Source organism: Bacillus sp. FSL K6-2861, assembly GCF_038630725.1.
GTDB lineage: Bacteria > Bacillota > Bacilli > Bacillales > Bacillaceae > Bacillus > Bacillus velezensis.
In genome coordinates this window covers 1,713,888-1,732,705 of the sequence record NZ_CP152037.1, presented here as the reverse complement: position 1 = coordinate 1,732,705, position 18,818 = coordinate 1,713,888, and the positions used below count along the sequence as shown (strand labels likewise).

15 protein-coding genes are annotated in these 18,818 nt (G+C 46.5%); all 15 read right to left on the bottom strand.

Annotated features, from left to right (window positions below; genetic code table 11):
- Positions 1-75: 75 nt before the first annotated feature.
- On the bottom strand, positions 76-804 hold the full coding sequence (locus NYE62_RS08595) for an SDR family oxidoreductase (protein WP_342497364.1): 729 nt from the start codon (positions 802-804) through the stop codon (positions 76-78).
- Positions 805-863: 59 nt separating this feature from the next.
- Entirely contained in the window at positions 864-2,150 is a 1,287-nt protein-coding gene (locus NYE62_RS08590) for a pitrilysin family protein (protein ID WP_144664691.1), read from the bottom strand.
- Positions 2,147-3,427, bottom strand: coding sequence for a pitrilysin family protein (locus NYE62_RS08585; RefSeq protein ID WP_342497363.1), 1,281 nt, complete (start codon positions 3,425-3,427; stop codon positions 2,147-2,149). Before NYE62_RS08585 ends, NYE62_RS08590 begins: the two co-directional genes overlap by 4 nt.
- 151 nt (positions 3,428-3,578) lie before the next feature.
- Positions 3,579-6,698 carry an MMPL family transporter gene (locus tag NYE62_RS08580; protein WP_342497362.1) on the bottom strand — a complete coding sequence of 1,040 codons (3,120 nt, stop codon included), beginning with the start codon at positions 6,696-6,698 and terminating at the stop codon, positions 3,579-3,581.
- A complete protein-coding gene (locus NYE62_RS08575; protein WP_003154157.1) occupies positions 6,698-7,153 on the bottom strand; it encodes a MarR family transcriptional regulator in 456 nt (151 codons plus the stop codon). The genes NYE62_RS08580 and NYE62_RS08575 overlap by 1 nt, the downstream gene beginning before the upstream one ends.
- A gap of 105 nt (positions 7,154-7,258) precedes the next feature.
- A complete protein-coding gene (locus NYE62_RS08570) occupies positions 7,259-8,488 on the bottom strand; it encodes an MFS transporter (RefSeq protein ID WP_007409814.1) in 1,230 nt (409 codons plus the stop codon).
- Between the two features lie 111 nt (positions 8,489-8,599).
- Positions 8,600-9,325 carry a GntR family transcriptional regulator gene (locus NYE62_RS08565; protein ID WP_007409813.1) on the bottom strand — a complete coding sequence of 242 codons (726 nt, stop codon included), beginning with the start codon at positions 9,323-9,325 and terminating at the stop codon, positions 8,600-8,602.
- A gap of 124 nt (positions 9,326-9,449) precedes the next feature.
- Entirely contained in the window at positions 9,450-11,810 is a 2,361-nt protein-coding gene (locus tag NYE62_RS08560; protein ID WP_342497361.1) for a DNA translocase FtsK, read from the bottom strand.
- Between the two features lie 134 nt (positions 11,811-11,944).
- The gene (locus NYE62_RS08555; RefSeq protein ID WP_003154161.1) at positions 11,945-12,154 is read right to left on the bottom strand and encodes a YlzJ-like family protein; all 210 of its coding nucleotides are present in this window, start codon (positions 12,152-12,154) and stop codon (positions 11,945-11,947) included.
- Complete coding sequence (locus NYE62_RS08550) at positions 12,151-12,888, bottom strand: ClpP family protease (RefSeq protein ID WP_003154162.1); 738 nt, start codon at positions 12,886-12,888, stop codon at positions 12,151-12,153. Before NYE62_RS08550 ends, NYE62_RS08555 begins: the two co-directional genes overlap by 4 nt.
- 115 nt (positions 12,889-13,003) lie before the next feature.
- Entirely contained in the window at positions 13,004-14,671 is a 1,668-nt protein-coding gene (gene rnjB, locus NYE62_RS08545; protein WP_007409811.1) for a ribonuclease J2, read from the bottom strand.
- 178 nt (positions 14,672-14,849) lie between these two features.
- Positions 14,850-15,719 carry a 4-hydroxy-tetrahydrodipicolinate synthase gene (gene dapA, locus NYE62_RS08540; RefSeq protein WP_003154166.1) on the bottom strand — a complete coding sequence of 290 codons (870 nt, stop codon included), beginning with the start codon at positions 15,717-15,719 and terminating at the stop codon, positions 14,850-14,852.
- 30 nt (positions 15,720-15,749) lie between these two features.
- Entirely contained in the window at positions 15,750-16,964 is a 1,215-nt protein-coding gene (gene dapG, locus NYE62_RS08535; RefSeq protein ID WP_342497360.1) for an aspartate kinase, read from the bottom strand.
- Between the two features lie 88 nt (positions 16,965-17,052).
- Positions 17,053-18,093, bottom strand: coding sequence for an aspartate-semialdehyde dehydrogenase (asd, locus tag NYE62_RS08530; RefSeq protein ID WP_012117572.1), 1,041 nt, complete (start codon positions 18,091-18,093; stop codon positions 17,053-17,055).
- 134 nt (positions 18,094-18,227) lie between these two features.
- Positions 18,228-18,818, bottom strand: a complete 591-nt coding sequence (gene dpaB / locus NYE62_RS08525) for a dipicolinate synthase subunit B (protein WP_007409809.1) — start codon at positions 18,816-18,818, stop codon at positions 18,228-18,230.

Genomic DNA, 18,818 nt, shown 5'->3' with positions numbered 1-18,818 from the left:
GTTGGGTTCCTCCATTTCATCTGTTGTTACAAAATTATTTTGTCCGTACAGATGCAAACTATACACACATTTTTTTCAGCAGTGCCAGCCGCCGTTTACGGATAATATATGCCCCGTAATATAGGAAGCCTTGTCCGATAATAAAAAGGCCGCCGCTTCGGCGATTTCCTCCGGCTTTGCCAGCCGGCCCGCGGGAATTTCCTCTGTCAACGCTTCTTTTTCATCAGACGTGAACTGATCAAGCATATTTGTATCAACGGCACCCGGCGAGACTGCATTCACGCGGACGCCGCTCGGAGCGAGCTCTTTGGCAAGCGCTTTGACGAACGAATGCTGCGCTCCTTTGACCATGCTGTATAATACCTCGCACGATGCGCCTGTTTCTCCCCAGACGGAACCGATCGCGACGATGCCCCCGCTTTTTTTCCGGATCATGCCGGGCACCAGATTACGCGCCAAAAGAAACGGACTCGTCACATGCAGCTGCACCATCTCCCGCGCCGTGTCATCCATAACGTCCGTAATCAGGCCGAAATGACTTTTGCCGCTGTTTAATATCAGAGCGTCCACAGGCTGCTTAACGGAACGGCTGAGTGTCTCCGCGCCATCCGGCGAGGACAGATCCGCCTGAATAACGGAGGTTTTTACGCCGAATGATGCGCTCAGCCTTTCCGCAAGCTTGTGTGCGGCTTCCTTATTAGAATGATAATGCAAAAGGACGTCATATCCGTTTTTTGCGAGGACTTCACTTATACTTTGTCCGATTCCGCCGCTTGCTCCGGTTACGAGCGCTGTCTGTTTCATCAATCAATACTCCTTCTTTCCCCAGAAAAACATCCCTCAGGGCGTGAGGGATGTTTTTGTTATGATTTTGGCACGACTTTGCAGACTGTCAGCCTGTCTTCTGATATTTCTTCTTTAATGACCCGCTTTACGTCTTCCAGCGTAATCTGCTCCAGTACGGTTACGACATCAAACAGACTCATATCTAAAAAGGCGTAGCGTGTGAATTGGTTGGCGATATATTCAGGCGAATTGAGCGCTTTTAAGAATGACCCGATCTTCTTTTTTCTCGCAAGATCAAGTTTTTCCGCAGTCACGGCTGATTCTGCATCAAGCAGCATGTGTTTTAATTCGTCAGCGAGCTTATCCGGCTCCGGTGTATCTCCTCCGACAGAGGCAAAACCGAATCCGTATTCAGCCGTGTAATCAAAGCTGAAAGTTTCATCAATGTAGCCTTTGTCGTACAAGTCACCGTAATGCGGTGAGCTTTTTCCGAAGAGACATTCAAGCATGAGGTTCATGCTGAGCTCATGCTTCAACAGCTCCTGCCCCGTTTTATAAGGGTCTTTCGCCTTTAAACCGACAAGACATTTTGAGCCTTGCACGTTCATTTTTAATTCCTGCTCCCGGCGGAAAACCGCTTCCTGCTCCTGAACTTCTTCACGTTTGATTTCAGGCTGGTCTGTAAACGGCTTTTTCTCCTGGTTTTCCCGCACCTGGCTGATGACCGCTTCAGGATCTGCGGGACCGACGATAAAGAGCAGCATATTGCTCGGGTGATAAAACGTTTCGTAGCACTCATACAGCAGATCTTTCGTAATATGTGAGATGCTCTCCACCGTTCCGGCAATGTCAATTTTCACGGGGTGGTCTTTATACATATTTTCGATAAGGCCGAAAAACAGCCGCCAATCCGGATTATCATCATACATATTGATTTCCTGGCCGATGATGCCTTTTTCTTTCTCAACTGATTTTTCCGTGAAATACGGGTCCTGAACAAAATCCACGAGTGTTTCCAGGTTTTTCTCCACATTAGAAGTGCTGGAGAACAGATAAGCGGTTCGTGTAAATGATGTAAAGGCATTTGCCGACGCCCCCTGCTTACTGAAGTCCTGAAACACGTCGCCGTCCGCCTTTTCAAACAGTTTATGCTCCAGAAAATGCGCGATTCCGTCAGGAACGTGTACCATTTCTTCCTTATTTAAAGGAACGAATTGATTGTCAATGGAACCGTACTTTGTCGTAAACACAGCGTATGTTTTATTAAAGCCCTGTTTCGGCAGCACATAGACATCAAGGCCGTTTGCCATTTTTTCATGATACAGCGTTTCCTGAAGCTGTTCGAAGTTTATCGGTTTAGTCAAGATGCTCCCCCCGTCCCTTTTAAGAAATAAGTCGTATCCAGCTTAATGTTCTTTCCGACATTGATAATGTCCTCTTTTGTCACTTTCTCGATATTGTCAAGGAATTTTTCGATCGGTATCTCTACTTGGGCTGAGGCCTGCTGATACAGAAATTCCGCTAAGCCGTATGCCGTATCAATGGTTTCTAATACTTGATTTTTAATAACGGCTTTCGTTTGGGCGATATCATCTTCTGAAAAGTCACCGTTTTGCATAGCCTGAAACTGTTCTTCAATGATGGTGACGGCCTGCTTGTAATTTTTCACCTCAATGCCCGACATGACCATCAAAAGCCCTTTGAAGCTTTCCACCCTTGAGGCTGCATAATAGGCGAGGCTCGCTTTTTCACGGACATTTATAAACAGCTTTGAATGAGAGAAACCTCCGAACAGCCCGTTAAACACCTGCAATGCCGGATAATCCGGAGCTGTATATGTCGTATTGGTCCGGAATCCGATATTCAGCTTGCCCTGCTTGACGTCCTCTTCATCAATGACTTCCTTCGGATCGGGCTGTTCATTCGCCGCGCTTCTTTCAAAAGGCTGCAGCTCCCGTTCTTCCGTTTTAAAATACGTATCAACGGCCGTTTTCACCTGATCAGTATCAACATCGCCGATGACGTACAGGTCCAGCTGATCTTCGCGTATGGCTTTTTGATAGGCTTCATACAAATCTTGCGGTGTAATGTGTTCAACATCATCGAACTCGCCGTTGACGTGAAGGGCATACGGTTCGCTTTTGCACATTTCCTGAACGAGACGCAGATTAGAATATCTCATCTTATCATCATATACGGCTTGAATCCGCTGTTTCAGCGTCCGTTTTTCCTGCGTGACATAAAGGGGCAGGAAGGCGCCGTTTTCCAAAGCGGGCGAAAAGACAAGCTCTGATAAAAGCTGAAGGCCTTTTTCCAATAACGGTGTGCGGTCCTTCAGATACTTTTCATTAGGAATCTCAAGTCTGAACGTAATGACATGACGTTCTCCCTTTTTTGTCAGATCAGCTGAAACGGATGTGCCGTACAGTTCATCAAAATAAGACCGCAGATCAGCGGTTTTCGGGCGGCTTTCTGTTCCGCGCAGAAGCACATGCGGAAACAGCGCCCTTTTTGTTACGAGCTCTTTCGTTAAAGGAGCCAGCATTTTAAACGTCAGCGAAACGGTTTTAAATTTCTCGGTCTTTACGATGTGGGCGGTGATCCCGCCGTGCTTTGACTTCATTTCATTTACGTAAGTCATGTGAAACCTCCTTCGTTCATTCTTTCATAGTATGTATTATGACCAAATTTCAGCATTCGCAAAAAAGAGTGCGCAGATGTAATTATATCAACTGGAGGATTTATAAGGAAACAAAAAACCTCTGCCCGAAAACAGGCAGAGGCATTGAGCGTTATTTTTTCAAATTGAAAGGCCACCAGTTGGCTCTTCCGAATATTTTCACCATGACCGGTACAAAAAACGGAAGGACGACAATTGCGTACATGAGAAGGCCTGTTAATACCACGGTTGCAATCTGTAATAAGGAAAGAACGCCTGACGGCAGCATGGCCGCAAAGGTTCCCGCTAAAATAATGGCTGCAGAAATGATGACGGAACCCATATTTTTCATACTGCTGATCATTGCGGGTTCCGTTCCTTCTTTTTTAAGCTCATTAAAGCGGTCCATTAAAAAGATGGAATAATCCACGCCTAGAGCCATCAAAATGACAAAGCCGAAGAACGGCACGGCCCAGTTTACGCCCGGATACCCGAAGAAGTGTGTAAAGATGTATTCCGTCACGCCGATGGATGCGAAATACGTCAGTACGAGCGACGCCACTAAATAAACAGGCATAATGAGGGAGCGCAGCATCACGATGAGAATCAGAAAAATTCCCGCCAGCATAAACATGGCCGTCCGTTTGAAGTCTGAATCCGATACTTCCTTCAGATCGGCATTCATGCTGGAGACTCCCGAAACGCCGAAGGAAGCATTCTTCAGATCCGTGTTCGGAATGGCCCTTTTTACGCTCGCTTTGATCGCTTGAATATCTTGAATGGCCGTATTTGAGTAAGGATTGTTATCAAGAACGACGGTCAATTCTGTCGTTTTTCTGTCATCTGACATGTACGTATTAAACACGCTTGTGAAATCACTGTTTGTCAACGCGTCTTTCGGCACAAACCAGCCTGTCATTTCTTTGTCTGACGCCTTGTGAAGCTCACCCAGGTAATCATTCGCCCCCATCATGCCGCTTGATACTTTCTTAAGCCCTTTTACACTGTCGTTAAGGCCGGAAGAAAGTTCGCTGAGCCGGGAAGAAAAATCACCGAGACCGCTCTTCATTTTTTTCTGGCCCTCCGCGAGCTGTCCTGCCGCCGATTCAAGGCGCGGCATTTGTCCTGCGAGAGCTCCCTGTCCGTCTGACACTTGCTGCAGACCGTTTTCAATACTGGTCAGACCGTTGATCATTGCGTTAATTTGAGTGTCAATCTTCTTCTGAGCGGCTGCCAGTCGGGCAAATTGTTTTTCCGCTTGCTGCAGATGAGCCTTTTGACTGTCGACCTGTTTAGAAAAAGCTTCTGCATCCGCGTTTGCCTCGGAAACGGCTGACTGTACACCCGTAAAGGCCGATTTGATTTCTTGGTAAGAGGGATCGGTTTTGACTGACGGTATTGACGCTTCCAATTTTGCAAACGGCAGCCGGGCAAGCTGCTTGTTCAAATCGGCAAGCTGTCTGCTGGCTTCATCTTTCATCGGCAGGACGGTTTTTACCAATTTTAAAGCGTTTTGCGTTTCTGAAGCGAGACCGCTGTTTTGTTTGAGCTGTGAAGTCAGCATTTGTTTTTGCTCTTCAATCCGCTTTCTCATCTGGGCGACGCCGGCTTTATTCTCGTTCACGCCAGCCTGCAGTTTATTCAGGTTTTCTCCTATATCAGAAAGCCCGGATTTCAGAGACAATGTTCCGTCAATAAGCTGATTGACGCTTTTGCCCGACTCTTCGATCTGCGGCTGTGAATCAGCTAACGACTTTGCGGCATGCCCTAATCCGCCCGTGATTTTTTCAAGTCCTGTATTGCCTTTATCAAGCCCTTCTTGAAGCTGCTTTGCCTGATTTGTGACAAATAATTGATTCAATCCGTTTCCAGCGGGGCGCGTGGCGCTTCTGACCGTTTTTACACCCTCTGTTTTTTCAAGTTCTCTGCTGATTTTTTCGATATCAATCAGGTGTTTTTCGGTATTTAATGTCTCATCATTTTTGATGACGACTGTGGCCGGAAGAAGTTCTCCCGGGCCGAATGCGTCTGAAATCGTATGAAACGCGCGGACGGATTCATATTTATCCCCGATTTCGTCAAGACTGTTGTAAGACAGCGACCCTTTGTAAAGAAGGATAGGCGGGACGGTGAATACCGCAACGATTGCAAGACTGATGAGCGGCCTTTTAAATGAAAACCGCCCTGACGTTTCCCATGCTTTGCTTTGAGGATGGGAAATATCGCCCTTAACAGGCCAAAACAGGCTTTTTCCTAAAACAGCCATAAAAAACGGCACGATCGTCATGAGCGCAAGCAGCAGCACCGCGACACCGACCGCAACGGCCGCTGCCGACTGATACAGCTTAAATGTCGCAAATCCGATGCAGGCAAATCCGATCAGCACCGCACCGCCGCTGTACAAAACCGTCTTTCCGGCCGTTTTGTAAGTCACGACGATCGCTTCTCTTATATCAGCGCCATGCGACAGTTCTTCTTTAAATCTGCTGAGAAGCAGAATGCAGTAGTCTGTGCCGATCCCGAACATAATCGCAACCATAAAAATCTGAGTAAAAGTTGAGAGCGGAAAATTCAGCTGATCGACTAAAAATGCGACAATCGACTGGCTGACTAAATAAGATATCAATACTGATAAAAGCGGCACGAACGGAGCGACCACTGACCGAAATACAAGGATCAGCACGATCAGGATAAAAGCGACCGTTATATATTCAGTCTTTTTCAAGCCGTCCTGTGAGCTTTTTAACACATCTTCGTCGATCAGCGATTGGCCTGTAATGCCGTATGATACGCCGTACGGTTTCAGCTCTTTATCAATTTTATTTTTTATTTCGATGATATCGTTTTTGGATGTATCAAGCTGCAGCTGAACGAGCATCGTTTGTCTGTCTTTTGACAGCAGCTGTTTTTTAATGTCGTCATTTTTCTCCCCGAAGTATGAAGTCACCGTTTTTATCTGAAGCGCTTTTTTATGTTCAGACAAAGTGCTGACGGCTTCTTCCAGACGATCTTTTTTGTCTGTCATTAAGCCTTTTTCGTGAAATACGATGACGGAAGAAGAAGACGGTGCATCTGAATCAGACATTTCATCAAGCAATTCATGGGCGTAAGAAGAGGAATATCCGTCCGGTACGGAAATCTGCCCTTTCTCCCGTGTCAATTCAGCCATATCAGGCGCTGTAAGCATAAATATCACCGTTGCGGCGACCCACACCGCGGCGATGATCCAGCGGGCTCGGATAATGTTTTTCATTATGTCTGCTGATCCTCCTCAGTCATCATCAATCGATATAATTTTTCATATGTATTCACGAACATCTCCGCCTCGTCTTCATCAAAATACATAATATATGAACGGACGAGTTCCTCAATCCGCCGCTCAACACGATGAAATACTTCCGTCCCCTTTTCCGTGACATTTAAAAGTATGCTCCGGCGGTCGCTTTGGCTGCGTTCTCTATTGATGTAGCCTTTTTCATACAGGCGGTTCGTCATAGATGTAATGGCGCTTTTATTGACGTGGCACACCGCGGCCAGTTCAATTGATTTGCAATCGGGATTGAGCATAATATAGCGGAGGATGTAATATTGATCCAATGTCAGTTCTTTGTTCACTTTTTCAGCGATAATGCTGTCAATTTTTTTTAAGACGTGCAGGTATACATCGGAATAACGCTGAATCAGCTGCTTTACTTTTTCTTCATGCACCTTTTCCCCCTCCTTCCAATAGTTAATATGTTTAACTATTAAAAAGAATAACGACTTGACGGTATCATGTCAATCTTCAAAATAAAATAAAAAAGACAGTGCAGATTACACCGTCTTTAATGATTCCTTTTTTTCTTTTGCTTGTGATGAGATATTTAACAGCGCTAAAAATACAGACACAATGCCGCAAAAAGCGGATAAAATAAAAATCAGCCAGCCTGCATTTGACATCAGGGCAGCAAAGATCGGCGGTCCCGCCGCTACTCCGATAAACCGCATGCTGTTATAAAATGAGGTGATGGTTCCTGATTCCTCGTTGTCTACGCCTTCTGTGATGACAGCGTCTAAAGCCGGCAATGCCATTCCGATACCGATACCGCTGACACACAAAAAGATAAATAATAAATAAAAACTGTGATTCCACCATAGGCCGATAAACGACAGTGTCACGGCACTCATTCCGAAAACGATGCAAAACTTCATTTTGCCTTGGTCTTTTCCGATTTTCCTGCCTGCTATATATGAACTGACGGATAGAAATAAAAGCGGGATTGCCAAAAGCGCTCCTTTAGCCACACCGTCAATGCCGTATTTCTTCTCCAGTGAGTCTGATAAATAAAAAAGAACCCCGAACAGCAAAAACATAATCACGCAGCCGATGATAAAAACCGTAAAGAGCCAGCGTCCGTCACGCTTAAATATGCGGCCGACATTTTTCACAAATTCGGAAATAGAAGGCGCTTCTTTTTGTTCCTCCGGCTTTGCCACCAAAAACAATACGAGAAAAAAACTGATGAGCGAAAAAAACGGAATGAACCAAAATGGCATAAACCAAAACCATGCAGCCAAGAGCGAACCGAGAATCGGGCTTATTACTTTCCCGGCAGTGTTAGACGTCTCAATATCGCCGAGCCCCGCGGTAATCCGCTCATCATCCCCTTTGAATAAATCACCGATAAACGGCATCACTACAGGAGCCGCCCCTGCCGAACCGATTCCCTGCAGCACCCGCCCCGCCAAGATAATGGGATAAGGATGCTTGAACGCGGTGGAAGCTATCGCGGCAAGCGCTCCGCCCGCACCGGCTATGAGAAGACAAGGCAGAAGAACCTTTTTTCTTCCGAATTTATCGGACAGATATCCGGCAATCGGAATACAAATAATCGCCACAATCGAATAGACCGTTATAATTAACGATACTTGAAAAGACGATATGGACAGCTTCTTTTCAATCATCGGAAGCACAGGAATCAGCATGGAATTCCCGAGTGTCATCACGAGCGGTACAGAAGCCAGAGCAATGATATTTTTCGTTCCATTTTTCTTCTTACTCAACTTATTCACCCATTCACTATACTTGGTTGTTTCCTGTTTTATTGTGCCTTGCAGAAAACAAAGTATGTACTGAAACGGCAAATAAAAAAACAGACACATGACGCGTCTGTCTTAAAAACGTTTTCTTACAACATGAAAACTGAACTTATCAGCCCGGAAATAATTTAATGAATACAGCACAGGTTCATCATTCTGATTATAGTGGGTTTGCTTCAGCAATAAAAGCGCCGTCTCCGGCTCGCATTCCAAAACCGGTGAAATCGTATCGTGATATCCGATCGGTTCGATATCAGCAACGGCATAGCTGATCACAGATCCGGAGTTTTTTTCCAAAAGATCAAAAATAGATTCCTGTTCATGACAGAAAGAATTCGGCAGAATGTGCATCGGAATCGTATCTAAACAGTAAACGACCGGAGTGCCGCTTGCCGTTCTCACGCGTTCCAAATAAAAAAGCTCCTGCTCAGGCTCAAGCCGGAATCTAGCGATATCTTCATCAGACGGCGTGATGACCTGAGACGACAAAAAAATCGTACCCGGCACCATGTTCGCCTGCTGAATCGTTTTCGTCACGCTGTTGAGCTGTTCAATACCTGAAAGAAACAGCGGTTTTGTATGGACGAAAGTGCCCACACCGTGCCTTCTGATAATCACATGCTCCTCTTCAAGGATACGCAAAGCTTCACGCAGAGTTGCCCGGCTGACACCCATTGATTTTGAAAGCTCAAATTCAGAAGGAAGCTTTTCCTTTTCGGTGTAAATTCCGTTTTGTATATCCTCTTTGATTCGCTCAATCACTTTTAGATACAAGTGACGATTGTCAGCTTTTGTAGACATGTTTCCCCTCCGTAAACCACTTTCATAAATTATTGAACAATTGGGACAACTATATCATGTTTTGATAAAAAAATAAATAGGAATGATTTTGGTGATATCATTTTCAGTGAAAACTCTCTCCTTTTTAAGAAGAGAGCTCATCATATTGTTCCTTAGATAATAGTACTTCCCTCGGTTTGCTTCCTTCATACGGCCCGACGACGCCCCGTTCCTCCATTGCGTCAATCAGACGGGCAGCTCTCGTATATCCGATTCTGAACCGCCTTTGAAGCATGGAGACTGATGCCGTCTGCATGCCGATAATCAAATCGACCGCTTCGTCATAGAGATCATCCGTTACTTCACTGTGTGTTTCCGAAACTTCTTCCGGAATCATCTCTTCTTGGTACTGCGCTTTTTGCTGCGTAATGACATGATCAACGACATGCTCAACCTCTTCATCGGATAAGAATGCCCCTTGCACACGCACCGGCTTATTTGCGCCTACAGGCAGAAACAGCATGTCTCCGCGCCCCAGAAGCTTTTCAGCGCCGCCCATGTCTAAAATTGTCCGTGAATCGGTCTGAGATGAGACACTGAAGGCGATTCTTGACGGGATGTTGGCTTTAATAACACCGGTAATAACGTCGACTGAAGGCCGCTGTGTCGCGATAATCAAATGAATTCCCGCCGCCCGCGCCATCTGTGAAAGTCTCGTAATTGAATCTTCCACGTCGGAAGAAGCGACCATCATCAGATCGGCAAGCTCGTCAACGATGACGACGATGTACGGCAGCTCAGGCTGCTTGACTTCTTCTTCGGCATTTGACCGCTTAATATGATCGTTATAGCCTTCTATATTTCTCGTACCCGTATGGGAGAACAGCTCATAGCGGCGCTCCATCTCATTGACGACCTTTTTCAAAGCCTGTGAGGCCTTTTTCGGATCTGTCACGACCGGCGCAAGCAGATGAGGAATGCCGTTATACACATTCAGCTCAACCATTTTCGGGTCAATCATCATCATCTTCACTTCATGCGGTTTGGCCCTCATCAGAATGCTCGTAATAATACCGTTGACACAGACGCTTTTTCCGCTTCCCGTTGCCCCCGCTACGAGCAGGTGGGGCATTTTGTTCAGTTCGGCAAGCACGGCTTCCCCGGAAATATTTCGTCCCAAGCCGATCAGAAGCTTCGCGTCCGGCTTGTCATTGAGCTTGGATTCAAGCACTTCTTTTAACGAAACCATCGCAACTTCAGCATTGGGCACCTCGATGCCGATTGCCGATTTACCCGGAATCGGCGCTTCGATCCGGATATCCTTCGCGGCAAGCGCGAGCGCGAGGTCATCGCTCAGATTCACGATTTTACTGACTTTGACCCCGACGTCCGGATACACCTCATATTTTGTGACCGCCGGACCGAGATGAACCTGCGTCACTTTCGCCTTTACGCCAAAGCTTTGAAAAGTCCGTTCGAGTTTTCTTGCATTCTCGTAAATGTTTTTCTTATCGGTCTGCTGGCCGGTATGTTTCGGGTCAGCCAGTATGTCCAATGAAGGCATTTGATAATCTTTATTTTCAAGCTCTGTAAACGTCATCGGCGGAGCCGCAGCCGTTTCGCCACTGTCTTGAGCGCCGCCGGAAGGCTCATCTTTTGCCGCTTGTGCAGCCTCCTGCGTTTTTTCCGGAATCAGCGGTTCGGCGGGCTCTTCCTGACAGTCTGAAAAGCTTGAAATAATCGGCTCTGAATGGATGATCGGCGAAATGATTTCCTCATCCTCTTCCTCCGGTTCAGGCTCTTCTTTTTTCTTTTGAACCCGTTTTTGTTTTTTGCCCGATTTTGTTTTTGTTTTCGGCGAAGACATATTCGTTCTGACCGTCTTCATATCCTCAAGAAATGCCTGCCATTGACCGCGGATAAACCGGCCGACGGGGCTCGTCCACTTTTTGAGCGTTTCCTGCAGTGAACGGCCCGTTACAAGAATCAGCCCCATTAAGATCAGCACGATCGCCATGATCTGTGAACCCGTTGATGCAAATAAAAAGTGGGAAGCTGCAAACAGTACCGCGCCGATCATGCCGCCGCCCAAATCAGGGGAAGCAGCCTGCTGTTTCATGTCAATCATAAACAGCTCCCACGTGTTGCCGATGACACTTGCCGACCGAATCGACCCGTGATGAGACAGATTTTTAAAGAGCTGCACGTGAGACAGCAGCAATATACTGGCGATAATACAGTACAGCCCTGCCTTTCTTCTCGTTAAGAGGCTTGGACTCTTCTTTTTCCAAAACAGCGAAATTCCGAGAAGGAAGAGCGCAATTAAGCATAAAATAAACCACTCTCCGGCAAAAAAACGGAACAAGTACACAAATGTCTGTCCCACAACGCCGAGCTGCAAAACAGCAATAATTGAGATTGCAACACAGAGCAGTCCGCTTAGTTCGTATTTTAGATTGAGCTTACTCTCTTGTTTCTTTTTAGATTTCCGTTTTTTCTTTGCCACACTCATCACCTTACTGCGTTAAAAAATGTAAAATCATACATCATGAAGAAAAGCAGCCTTTTGCCGGCTGCATTTTTCTGTAGGATTCCCCTATTATAGCATATTTTGCCCCCGAGAAACGGACTGAATGCCGGTTAGATTTTCAGCTTGATTTTTTGTCCAGGAGCGATGTCCGGATTCAAGAAATCCATCGGGTTCGTACTTAAAATCTGTACGACTTCAGCTTCATTTCCCTTCATCTCAACTAGCAGCGGCACGCCGGCGTAATCTACCTGTTCATGCACGCTTTGCTCTATATCCTGACCGTAAACGACTTCTTGGGGCATGACGGTATAAAGAATCATTGAATCATCCTTCCTTCCTCACCCTTTCGTTCCTCAATCAGCTGATTCAGCTTTTTTATCGCCTGTCCGACGCCGCCCACGGCATCAATTAATCCGTAATCAGCCGCATCTTTCCCGACTACGTTCGTCCCGATGTCCCTGGTTAAGTTTCCTTTTGAAAACATCAGCTCTTTGAATTTTTCTTCGGAAATATTTGAATGATGGGTCACAAAGTTGACGACCCGCTCCTGCATTTTGTCCAAGTATTCAAATGTTTGCGGAACGCCGATAACCAGACCTGTAAGCCGAACGGGGTGAATGGTCATAGTCGCTGTTTCCGCGATAAAACTATGATCACATGACACGGCGATCGGCACACCTATCGAGTGTCCCCCGCCGAGTACGATTGAGACGGTCGGTTTTGATAAGGATGCGAGCATTTCCGCAATCGCAAGCCCCGCTTCCACATCGCCTCCGACGGTGTTTAAGATGATCAGAAGTCCTTCGATTTTCGGATTTTGCTCAATCGCGACGATTTGCGGAATGACGTGTTCATATTTGGTTGTTTTATTTTGCGGCGGGAGCTGGACGTGCCCCTCAATTTGGCCGATGATCGTCAGGCAGTGAATATTGGTATCTTGGGACATTTGCGGCAGAGATGTCTCTCCCAGCTGCTGAATTTTGCTCATAATGCTGTCTTTCGCATCTGATTTTTCGGGCTGCTGTTCTTCGGTGTTTTCCATACGATGATCCATTTTATCTTTCACCCTTTCCGAATGTCTCTTTGTATTATGAACAAAGATGATGATTTCCATCCGGGACATGAACAAAAACACAGCCGGAGCATCATGCGCTCCGGCTGTGTATACATTATACTTCCATAATGATCGGAATGATCATCGGCTTGCGTTTTGTTTTTTCATAAAGGAATTGATTCAGCGCATCACGCATGGCTTGTTTCAGCGTGGACCATTCTACGGCAGATGTTTCCGTCGCTTCAGTCACGATAGAGCGGACGAGCTCAGTAGCTTGTACAATTAGACCCTCTGATTCTCTGACATACACGAAACCGCGCGTAATGATCTCAGGACCTGATACGAGGTTCTTTTTCTGCTTATCGAGTGAAATCACGACGATGAGAATGCCGTCTTGTGACAATAAGCGGCGGTCTCTCAGCACGATGTTGCCGATGTCGCCGACTCCGAGGCCGTCAATCAGAACGTTTCCGTACGTGACTTTATCCCCGATTTTCACATTCTGGCCGCGGAATTCAACGACGTCACCTTTTTCAATCAAGAAAATGTCGCTGCGTTTCATGCCGATCTCTTCTGCGATTTTGGAATGCGCTTTTTGCATTCTGAATTCACCGTTAACCGGAATTAAATATTTCGGTTTCAGCAAATTAAGCATGAGTTTCAATTCTTCCTGCGAACCGTGCCCGGACACATGTACGCGTTTTTGGGCGAAAATGACTTGAGCGCCGGCTCGGGCAAGCAGGTTGACGGTTTTGGAATATATCAATTCATGCCCCGGAATCGGTGTTGATGCAATGACAACGGTGTCTCCTTCTTCAATGTTAAGCTGCTTGTGCGCCTGCTTGGCCATCCGCGTAAGAGCGGCCAGCGGCTCACCATGGCTTCCGGCTGTAACAATTGCCACTTCCCGCTTCGGATATTTTTTCACATCCTGCACAGGAATAAACATCTCATCTTCGGCTTCAATATAGCCGAGCTTGCGCCCAAGCTGAAGCACGTTTTGCAGATTTTTTCCGGCGATTGCAAGTTTACGGCCGTTCTGGACGGCAGCCTGTATCACTTGCTGGATCCGGTTGATATTAGACGCGAATACAGCAATGATGACACGGTTTTCTGAATTGTTCATCGCATCGGAAATTTCACCGCTTACATATGCTTCTGACGGAGTATACCCCGGGCGCTCCGCATTGGCGCTGTCAGAAAGCAGGGCGAGCACGCCGCTGTTTCCGATTTTGGCAATTTCGCCAATATCACATGATTGGTGATAAGCAGGCGTCTGGTCAAATTTAAAGTCTCCCGTGCATACAATAGAGCCAAGTGATGTTTTGAAGCTGACTCCCACTGAATCCGGAATACTGTGAATCGTTTTAAAGAACGATACTTTCGTTGATTCAAATGTAATGACTGATTTAGAGTGAACTTCACGCAAATCAGCTTTTCGATTATGCCCGTACTGCTTGAGTTTTTCTCTCAGTAATGCAAGCGTAAGCTTCGTTCCGTATACCGGCACCGACAGCTTGTTCAATAAATAAAAGACGCCTCCGATGTTTTCATCGTGCCCGTGTGTCAGAAAGATGGCCTTCACGCGGTCAGCCCGTTCTACTAAGTAGGAAATATCCGGAATGACGACATCAATACCGAGCATTTCATTTTCAGGGTGCATCAGCCCTGCATCCACTACAAATATGTCTGAGTCAATTTCAATGACATATAGGTTCTTCCCAATTTCTCCGACGCCGCCAAGGGCGATAATTCTGACGTTTTCTGTATTTTTCTTTTTCAAAATCTGTATCCTCCTAGTCTCATACCCGTCCATCATCACTTGTTCCTATTATAACTGATATCAATTTTAGAAAACAAGAAGAAGCGGAAGGTTTAGGGAAAACCAATATGTATACAAAACGGTCAAACTCACGATAAAAATGAGAATGACCGCGCATTTTAACTGTATAAATTTTTTCTTACAGTTCGCTGATGACGCTGCTCAGGCTCAGACGTTCATCTTCATTCAGCGGGATAAGAGGAAGACGCACAGATCCGACATCAAGGCCTTTCAGCTGTAGCGCCGTTTTGACCGGAGCCGGATTAGGCGCTTTAAAGAGCTCCTTCATGATCGGCAGAAGCTTCTGATGAATCAGTGCCGCGGTTGCCGTCTGCCCGTTCGTATAGTTTTTAATCATCTGCTGCATGTCAGAACCTACGATATGGCTGGCCACTGACACGACTCCTCTTCCGCCGACTGCGAGAATAGGAAGCGTTAACCCGTCATCACCTGAATAGACGTAAAAATCTTCCGGTGTTTCGGCAATGATTTTCGTAATGGCATCAAGATCGCCGCTCGCTTCTTTAATCGCAGAGATATTCGGTATCTCCGCAAGTCTGATGGCCGTTTCCGGCGCAAGCGAAGCGACCGTTCTGCCCGGCACGTTGTAAAGCATCACAGGAAGAGACGTTTCTTCAGCTATGGCTTTAAAATGACGGTACATCCCCTCTTGGGAAGGCTTATTATAATACGGCGTGACAAGCATAACGCAATCGACGCCGGCTTCTTCAGCTTTTTTTGTCAGTTTAATGGAGTCTTTCGTATTGTTGCTTCCCGTACCCGCAATAACAGGCACGCGTCCGTTCACTTCTTTGACTGTAAATTCAAAGAGTGCAATTTTTTCTTCCGTTGAAAGTGTCGGAGATTCGCCGGTCGTGCCTGCGACGACTAAAGAATCCGTGCCGTTTTTCAACAAATAGTCGATTAATGTAGACAGTTTTTGAAAGTCTACATTCCCTTTACTGTCAAAGGGGGTAATCATCGCTGTAGATATATTTCCGACATTCATTTTTTTCACCTCATCATGATTCAATCACATTTACTTTGAAAGTTCAAACACTTCATGCAGCGCATTTACGGCCGTTACCATATCTTTTTCATGAACGAGCACCCAGATCGTCGTATGGCTGTCGGCAGATTGCAGAATCGGAATGCCTTTATCAGAAAGTGCGGAGACGATTTTTGACGTGACACCCGGAACACCCATTATCCCGGCGCCGACCGCTGACACTTTCGCACAGCTCTCCGTCACTGTCGGCTCATATCCTAATTCAGCCAAAATGCTGCGCGCGGCTTCCGTTTTACTGCCGGCTACGGTATATACGATTTCACTCGGCGTAATGTTAAAGAAATCTACGCTGATTCCGGCATTTGCCATTGCTTTAAAGACTTCAGTCTGAACGTTGTATTGCCCCATTTTGGCGGGAACCTTAAATTGCGTCACATCTTTCACATGGGCGATCCCCGTGATCAGCCGTTCGAATACATCGCTGCCGATGTTAGACGAATGATGGGACGTCACCAAAGTGCCTTTGTCTTTTGAATAAGTGGAGCGCACGCGGATCGGCACCTTTGCCTGCATGGCGATTTCCACCGCGCGCGGATGAATGACTTTCGCGCCTTGATAGGCAAGGTTGCAGATTTCCGTATATGTGACGTTCGGAAGCGGCTTAGCATTTCCCACGATTCTCGGATCGGCTGTCATAACGCCTTCCACGTCCGTAAAAATGTCGATAAACTCAGCATCTACCGCCGCGCCGAGCGCCGCTGCTGAAGTATCGCTTCCTCCTCTGCCGATCGTCGTCGTGTCGCCTTTTTCAGTCGCTCCCTGAAATCCCGCGACAACGACAGCGTCATGGCTGGCAAGTGCAGCGAAAAGCCGCTCTGTTTTCATTTCTATAATTTTGGCGTCAGTATGCTGGGCATTGGTTAAAAAGCCGGCCTGGGCTCCTGTTAAAGCTGCGGCTTTTATGCCGTTTTCCTTCAGCATGCTGGAAAAAACAACGGACGAAATCGTTTCTCCGCAAGACAGAAGCATATCCTGCTCTCTCGGAGAAATGTCGGACTGGCTGCCGTAAAGGAGCCCGATTAAAGAATCTGTCGCGTACGGGTCTCCTTTTCTTCCCATCGCCGATACGACAACGACAACTTTATAACCTTCACTGATGGCATCTTTAATGTGTGCTAGCGCAAGCTTGCGGCCTTTGTCATCTTTTACGGATGTTCCGCCGAATTTTTGAACAATGATCTTCACTATTTTCACTCCAAATTAGTCTGACGTAACAGAAGAGAGCAGGCAGAGCCTTACTCTCTTCTGTTCGCCTATAGAAAATACGTTTGTTTTATACGAGGTTCAGTTTTTGCAGGCTTTCCGCGATTTGGACTGAGTTCCAAGCAGCGCCTTTTAACAGGTTATCAGAAACAACCCACAAATGAAAACCGTTTGCTCTGTCCAAATCTTTACGGATTCTTCCTACAAATACATCGCGTTTGCCGACGCAATCAGCAGGCATCGGGTAAAGCTGCTCCGCCGGATCATCCTGAAGCGTAACACCCGGAGCTTCTTTTAAAAGCTGTTTCATATCTTCAACGGTTGCGTCATCACGGTCAAGCTCAATGTAAACAGATTCTGAGTGCCCTGTTTCAATCGGCAGTCTGACACATGTCGCAGCCACTTCCAGATTCGGCATATGCATGATTTTTTTCGTTTCATTAATCATTTTCATTTCCTCAAACGTATAGCCGTTATCTTGGAATTTATCAATTTGCGGAATGGCGTTAAATGCGATTTGATAATGCTTTTTGTCGCCTTTAACCGGCATAATGGACGGTTCTGCGGGTTCATTGTTTAAAATCGCCTTTGTCTGGCTGTACAATTCCTTCGCCGCTTCATTGCCGGCCCCGGACACAGCTTGGTAAGTAGATACAATGACTTTTTTCAAACCGTACGCTTTACGGATCGGTTCAAGCGCAGCCACCATCTGAATCGTTGAACAGTTAGGGTTGGCGATAATGCCGTTATGTTTGTGCAGATCACCTTCGTTCACCTCAGGCACCACGAGCGGTGTATTTTCGTCCATACGGAATGCGCTGGTATTGTCAATCACGATGGCTCCCCGTTTTACAGCCTCAGGCGCCAAGCTTTGTGATACGCTTCCGCCGGCGCTGAATAACGCGATATGAACGCCTTCGAAGCTTTCAGGAACAGCTTCCTGCACTGTATATTCTTCGCCTTTAAACGTTACTTTCGTACCAGCAGAACGCTTTGAGGATAGTAGTGTGAGTGTTTCGATTTCAAAGTTTCTGTCTTCCAATGTTTTCAGCATTTGCTGTCCTACGGCTCCCGTCGCTCCGACAACTGCTACGTGTAATCCTCTTCCCATCTGTAAAACTCCTTCCGCCAATTAAGCATCATTTGTTGAATTGACTTTGCATTTTACGTTTTATTTTACCATAGAATAGTCACGGATTGATCGAATTTTTTTATTCCGGAATGATTTTCTGTCATCATGATTTTTTATTCATGATGGTGTACGAGCACCGGCTGAACCTGCTGGTGCAAAAGAGCTTTTTCTACCGTAATCGGAAGGAGATCCATTCTGGCGACGAGCGATGTCGGTTTTTTCACGTGGTCGTCCTGGCCGAACGGGATGAAATATATGTTTTTTGCGGACATCAGCCTCATTAAATTCGTTCCGTTTAAACCGAGTCCGTCGTTTGTCGAAATTCCGAGCACGACCGGGCGGCCGTTGCGGATCGTGGCTTTCGCAGCCATAAGGACGGGGCTGTCAGTCATCGCATTTGCGAGTTTGCTCATTGAATTTCCGGTTAAAGGGGCGATGACCATGCAGTCGAGCGGAAGTTTCGGCCCGAGAGGCTCCGCTTTTACGATGGAATCAATCGCCTCAAAGCCTGTTGCTTCTTCAATTTTTCTGACCCAATCTCCCCCCTCCCCAAAGCGGGTATCGGTCGATTGAACGGTTGATGTCACGACCGGCCGGACTTCAGCTCCTTGACTGATAAGCGCCTCTATTTGCGGAAAAACTTCTTCATATGTGCAATGCGAGCCGGTTAATCCGAATCCGATTCTTTTCCCTTTCAGAGACAT

Excerpts from the sequence above, each read along its gene's own strand:
- NYE62_RS08550 (WP_003154162.1), bottom strand. The coding sequence starts at position 12,888 with ATGGATCATCGTATGGAAAACACCGAAGAACAGCAGCCCGAAAAATCA.
- NYE62_RS08565 (WP_007409813.1), bottom strand. The coding sequence starts at position 9,325 with ATGTCTACAAAAGCTGACAATCGTCACTTGTATCTAAAAGTGATTGAG.
- NYE62_RS08585 (WP_342497363.1), bottom strand. The coding sequence starts at position 3,427 with ATGACTTACGTAAATGAAATGAAGTCAAAGCACGGCGGGATCACCGCC.
- NYE62_RS08555 (WP_003154161.1), bottom strand. The coding sequence starts at position 12,154 with ATGATTCTTTATACCGTCATGCCCCAAGAAGTCGTTTACGGTCAGGAT.
- dpaB (WP_007409809.1), bottom strand. The coding sequence starts at position 18,818 with ATGTCTCTGAAAGGGAAAAGAATCGGATTCGGATTAACCGGCTCGCAT.
- NYE62_RS08580 (WP_342497362.1), bottom strand. The coding sequence starts at position 6,698 with ATGAAAAACATTATCCGAGCCCGCTGGATCATCGCCGCGGTGTGGGTC.
- dapA (WP_003154166.1), bottom strand. The coding sequence starts at position 15,719 with ATGAATGTCGGAAATATATCTACAGCGATGATTACCCCCTTTGACAGT.
- NYE62_RS08595 (WP_342497364.1), bottom strand. The coding sequence starts at position 804 with ATGAAACAGACAGCGCTCGTAACCGGAGCAAGCGGCGGAATCGGACAA.
- asd (WP_012117572.1), bottom strand. The coding sequence starts at position 18,093 with ATGGGAAGAGGATTACACGTAGCAGTTGTCGGAGCGACGGGAGCCGTA.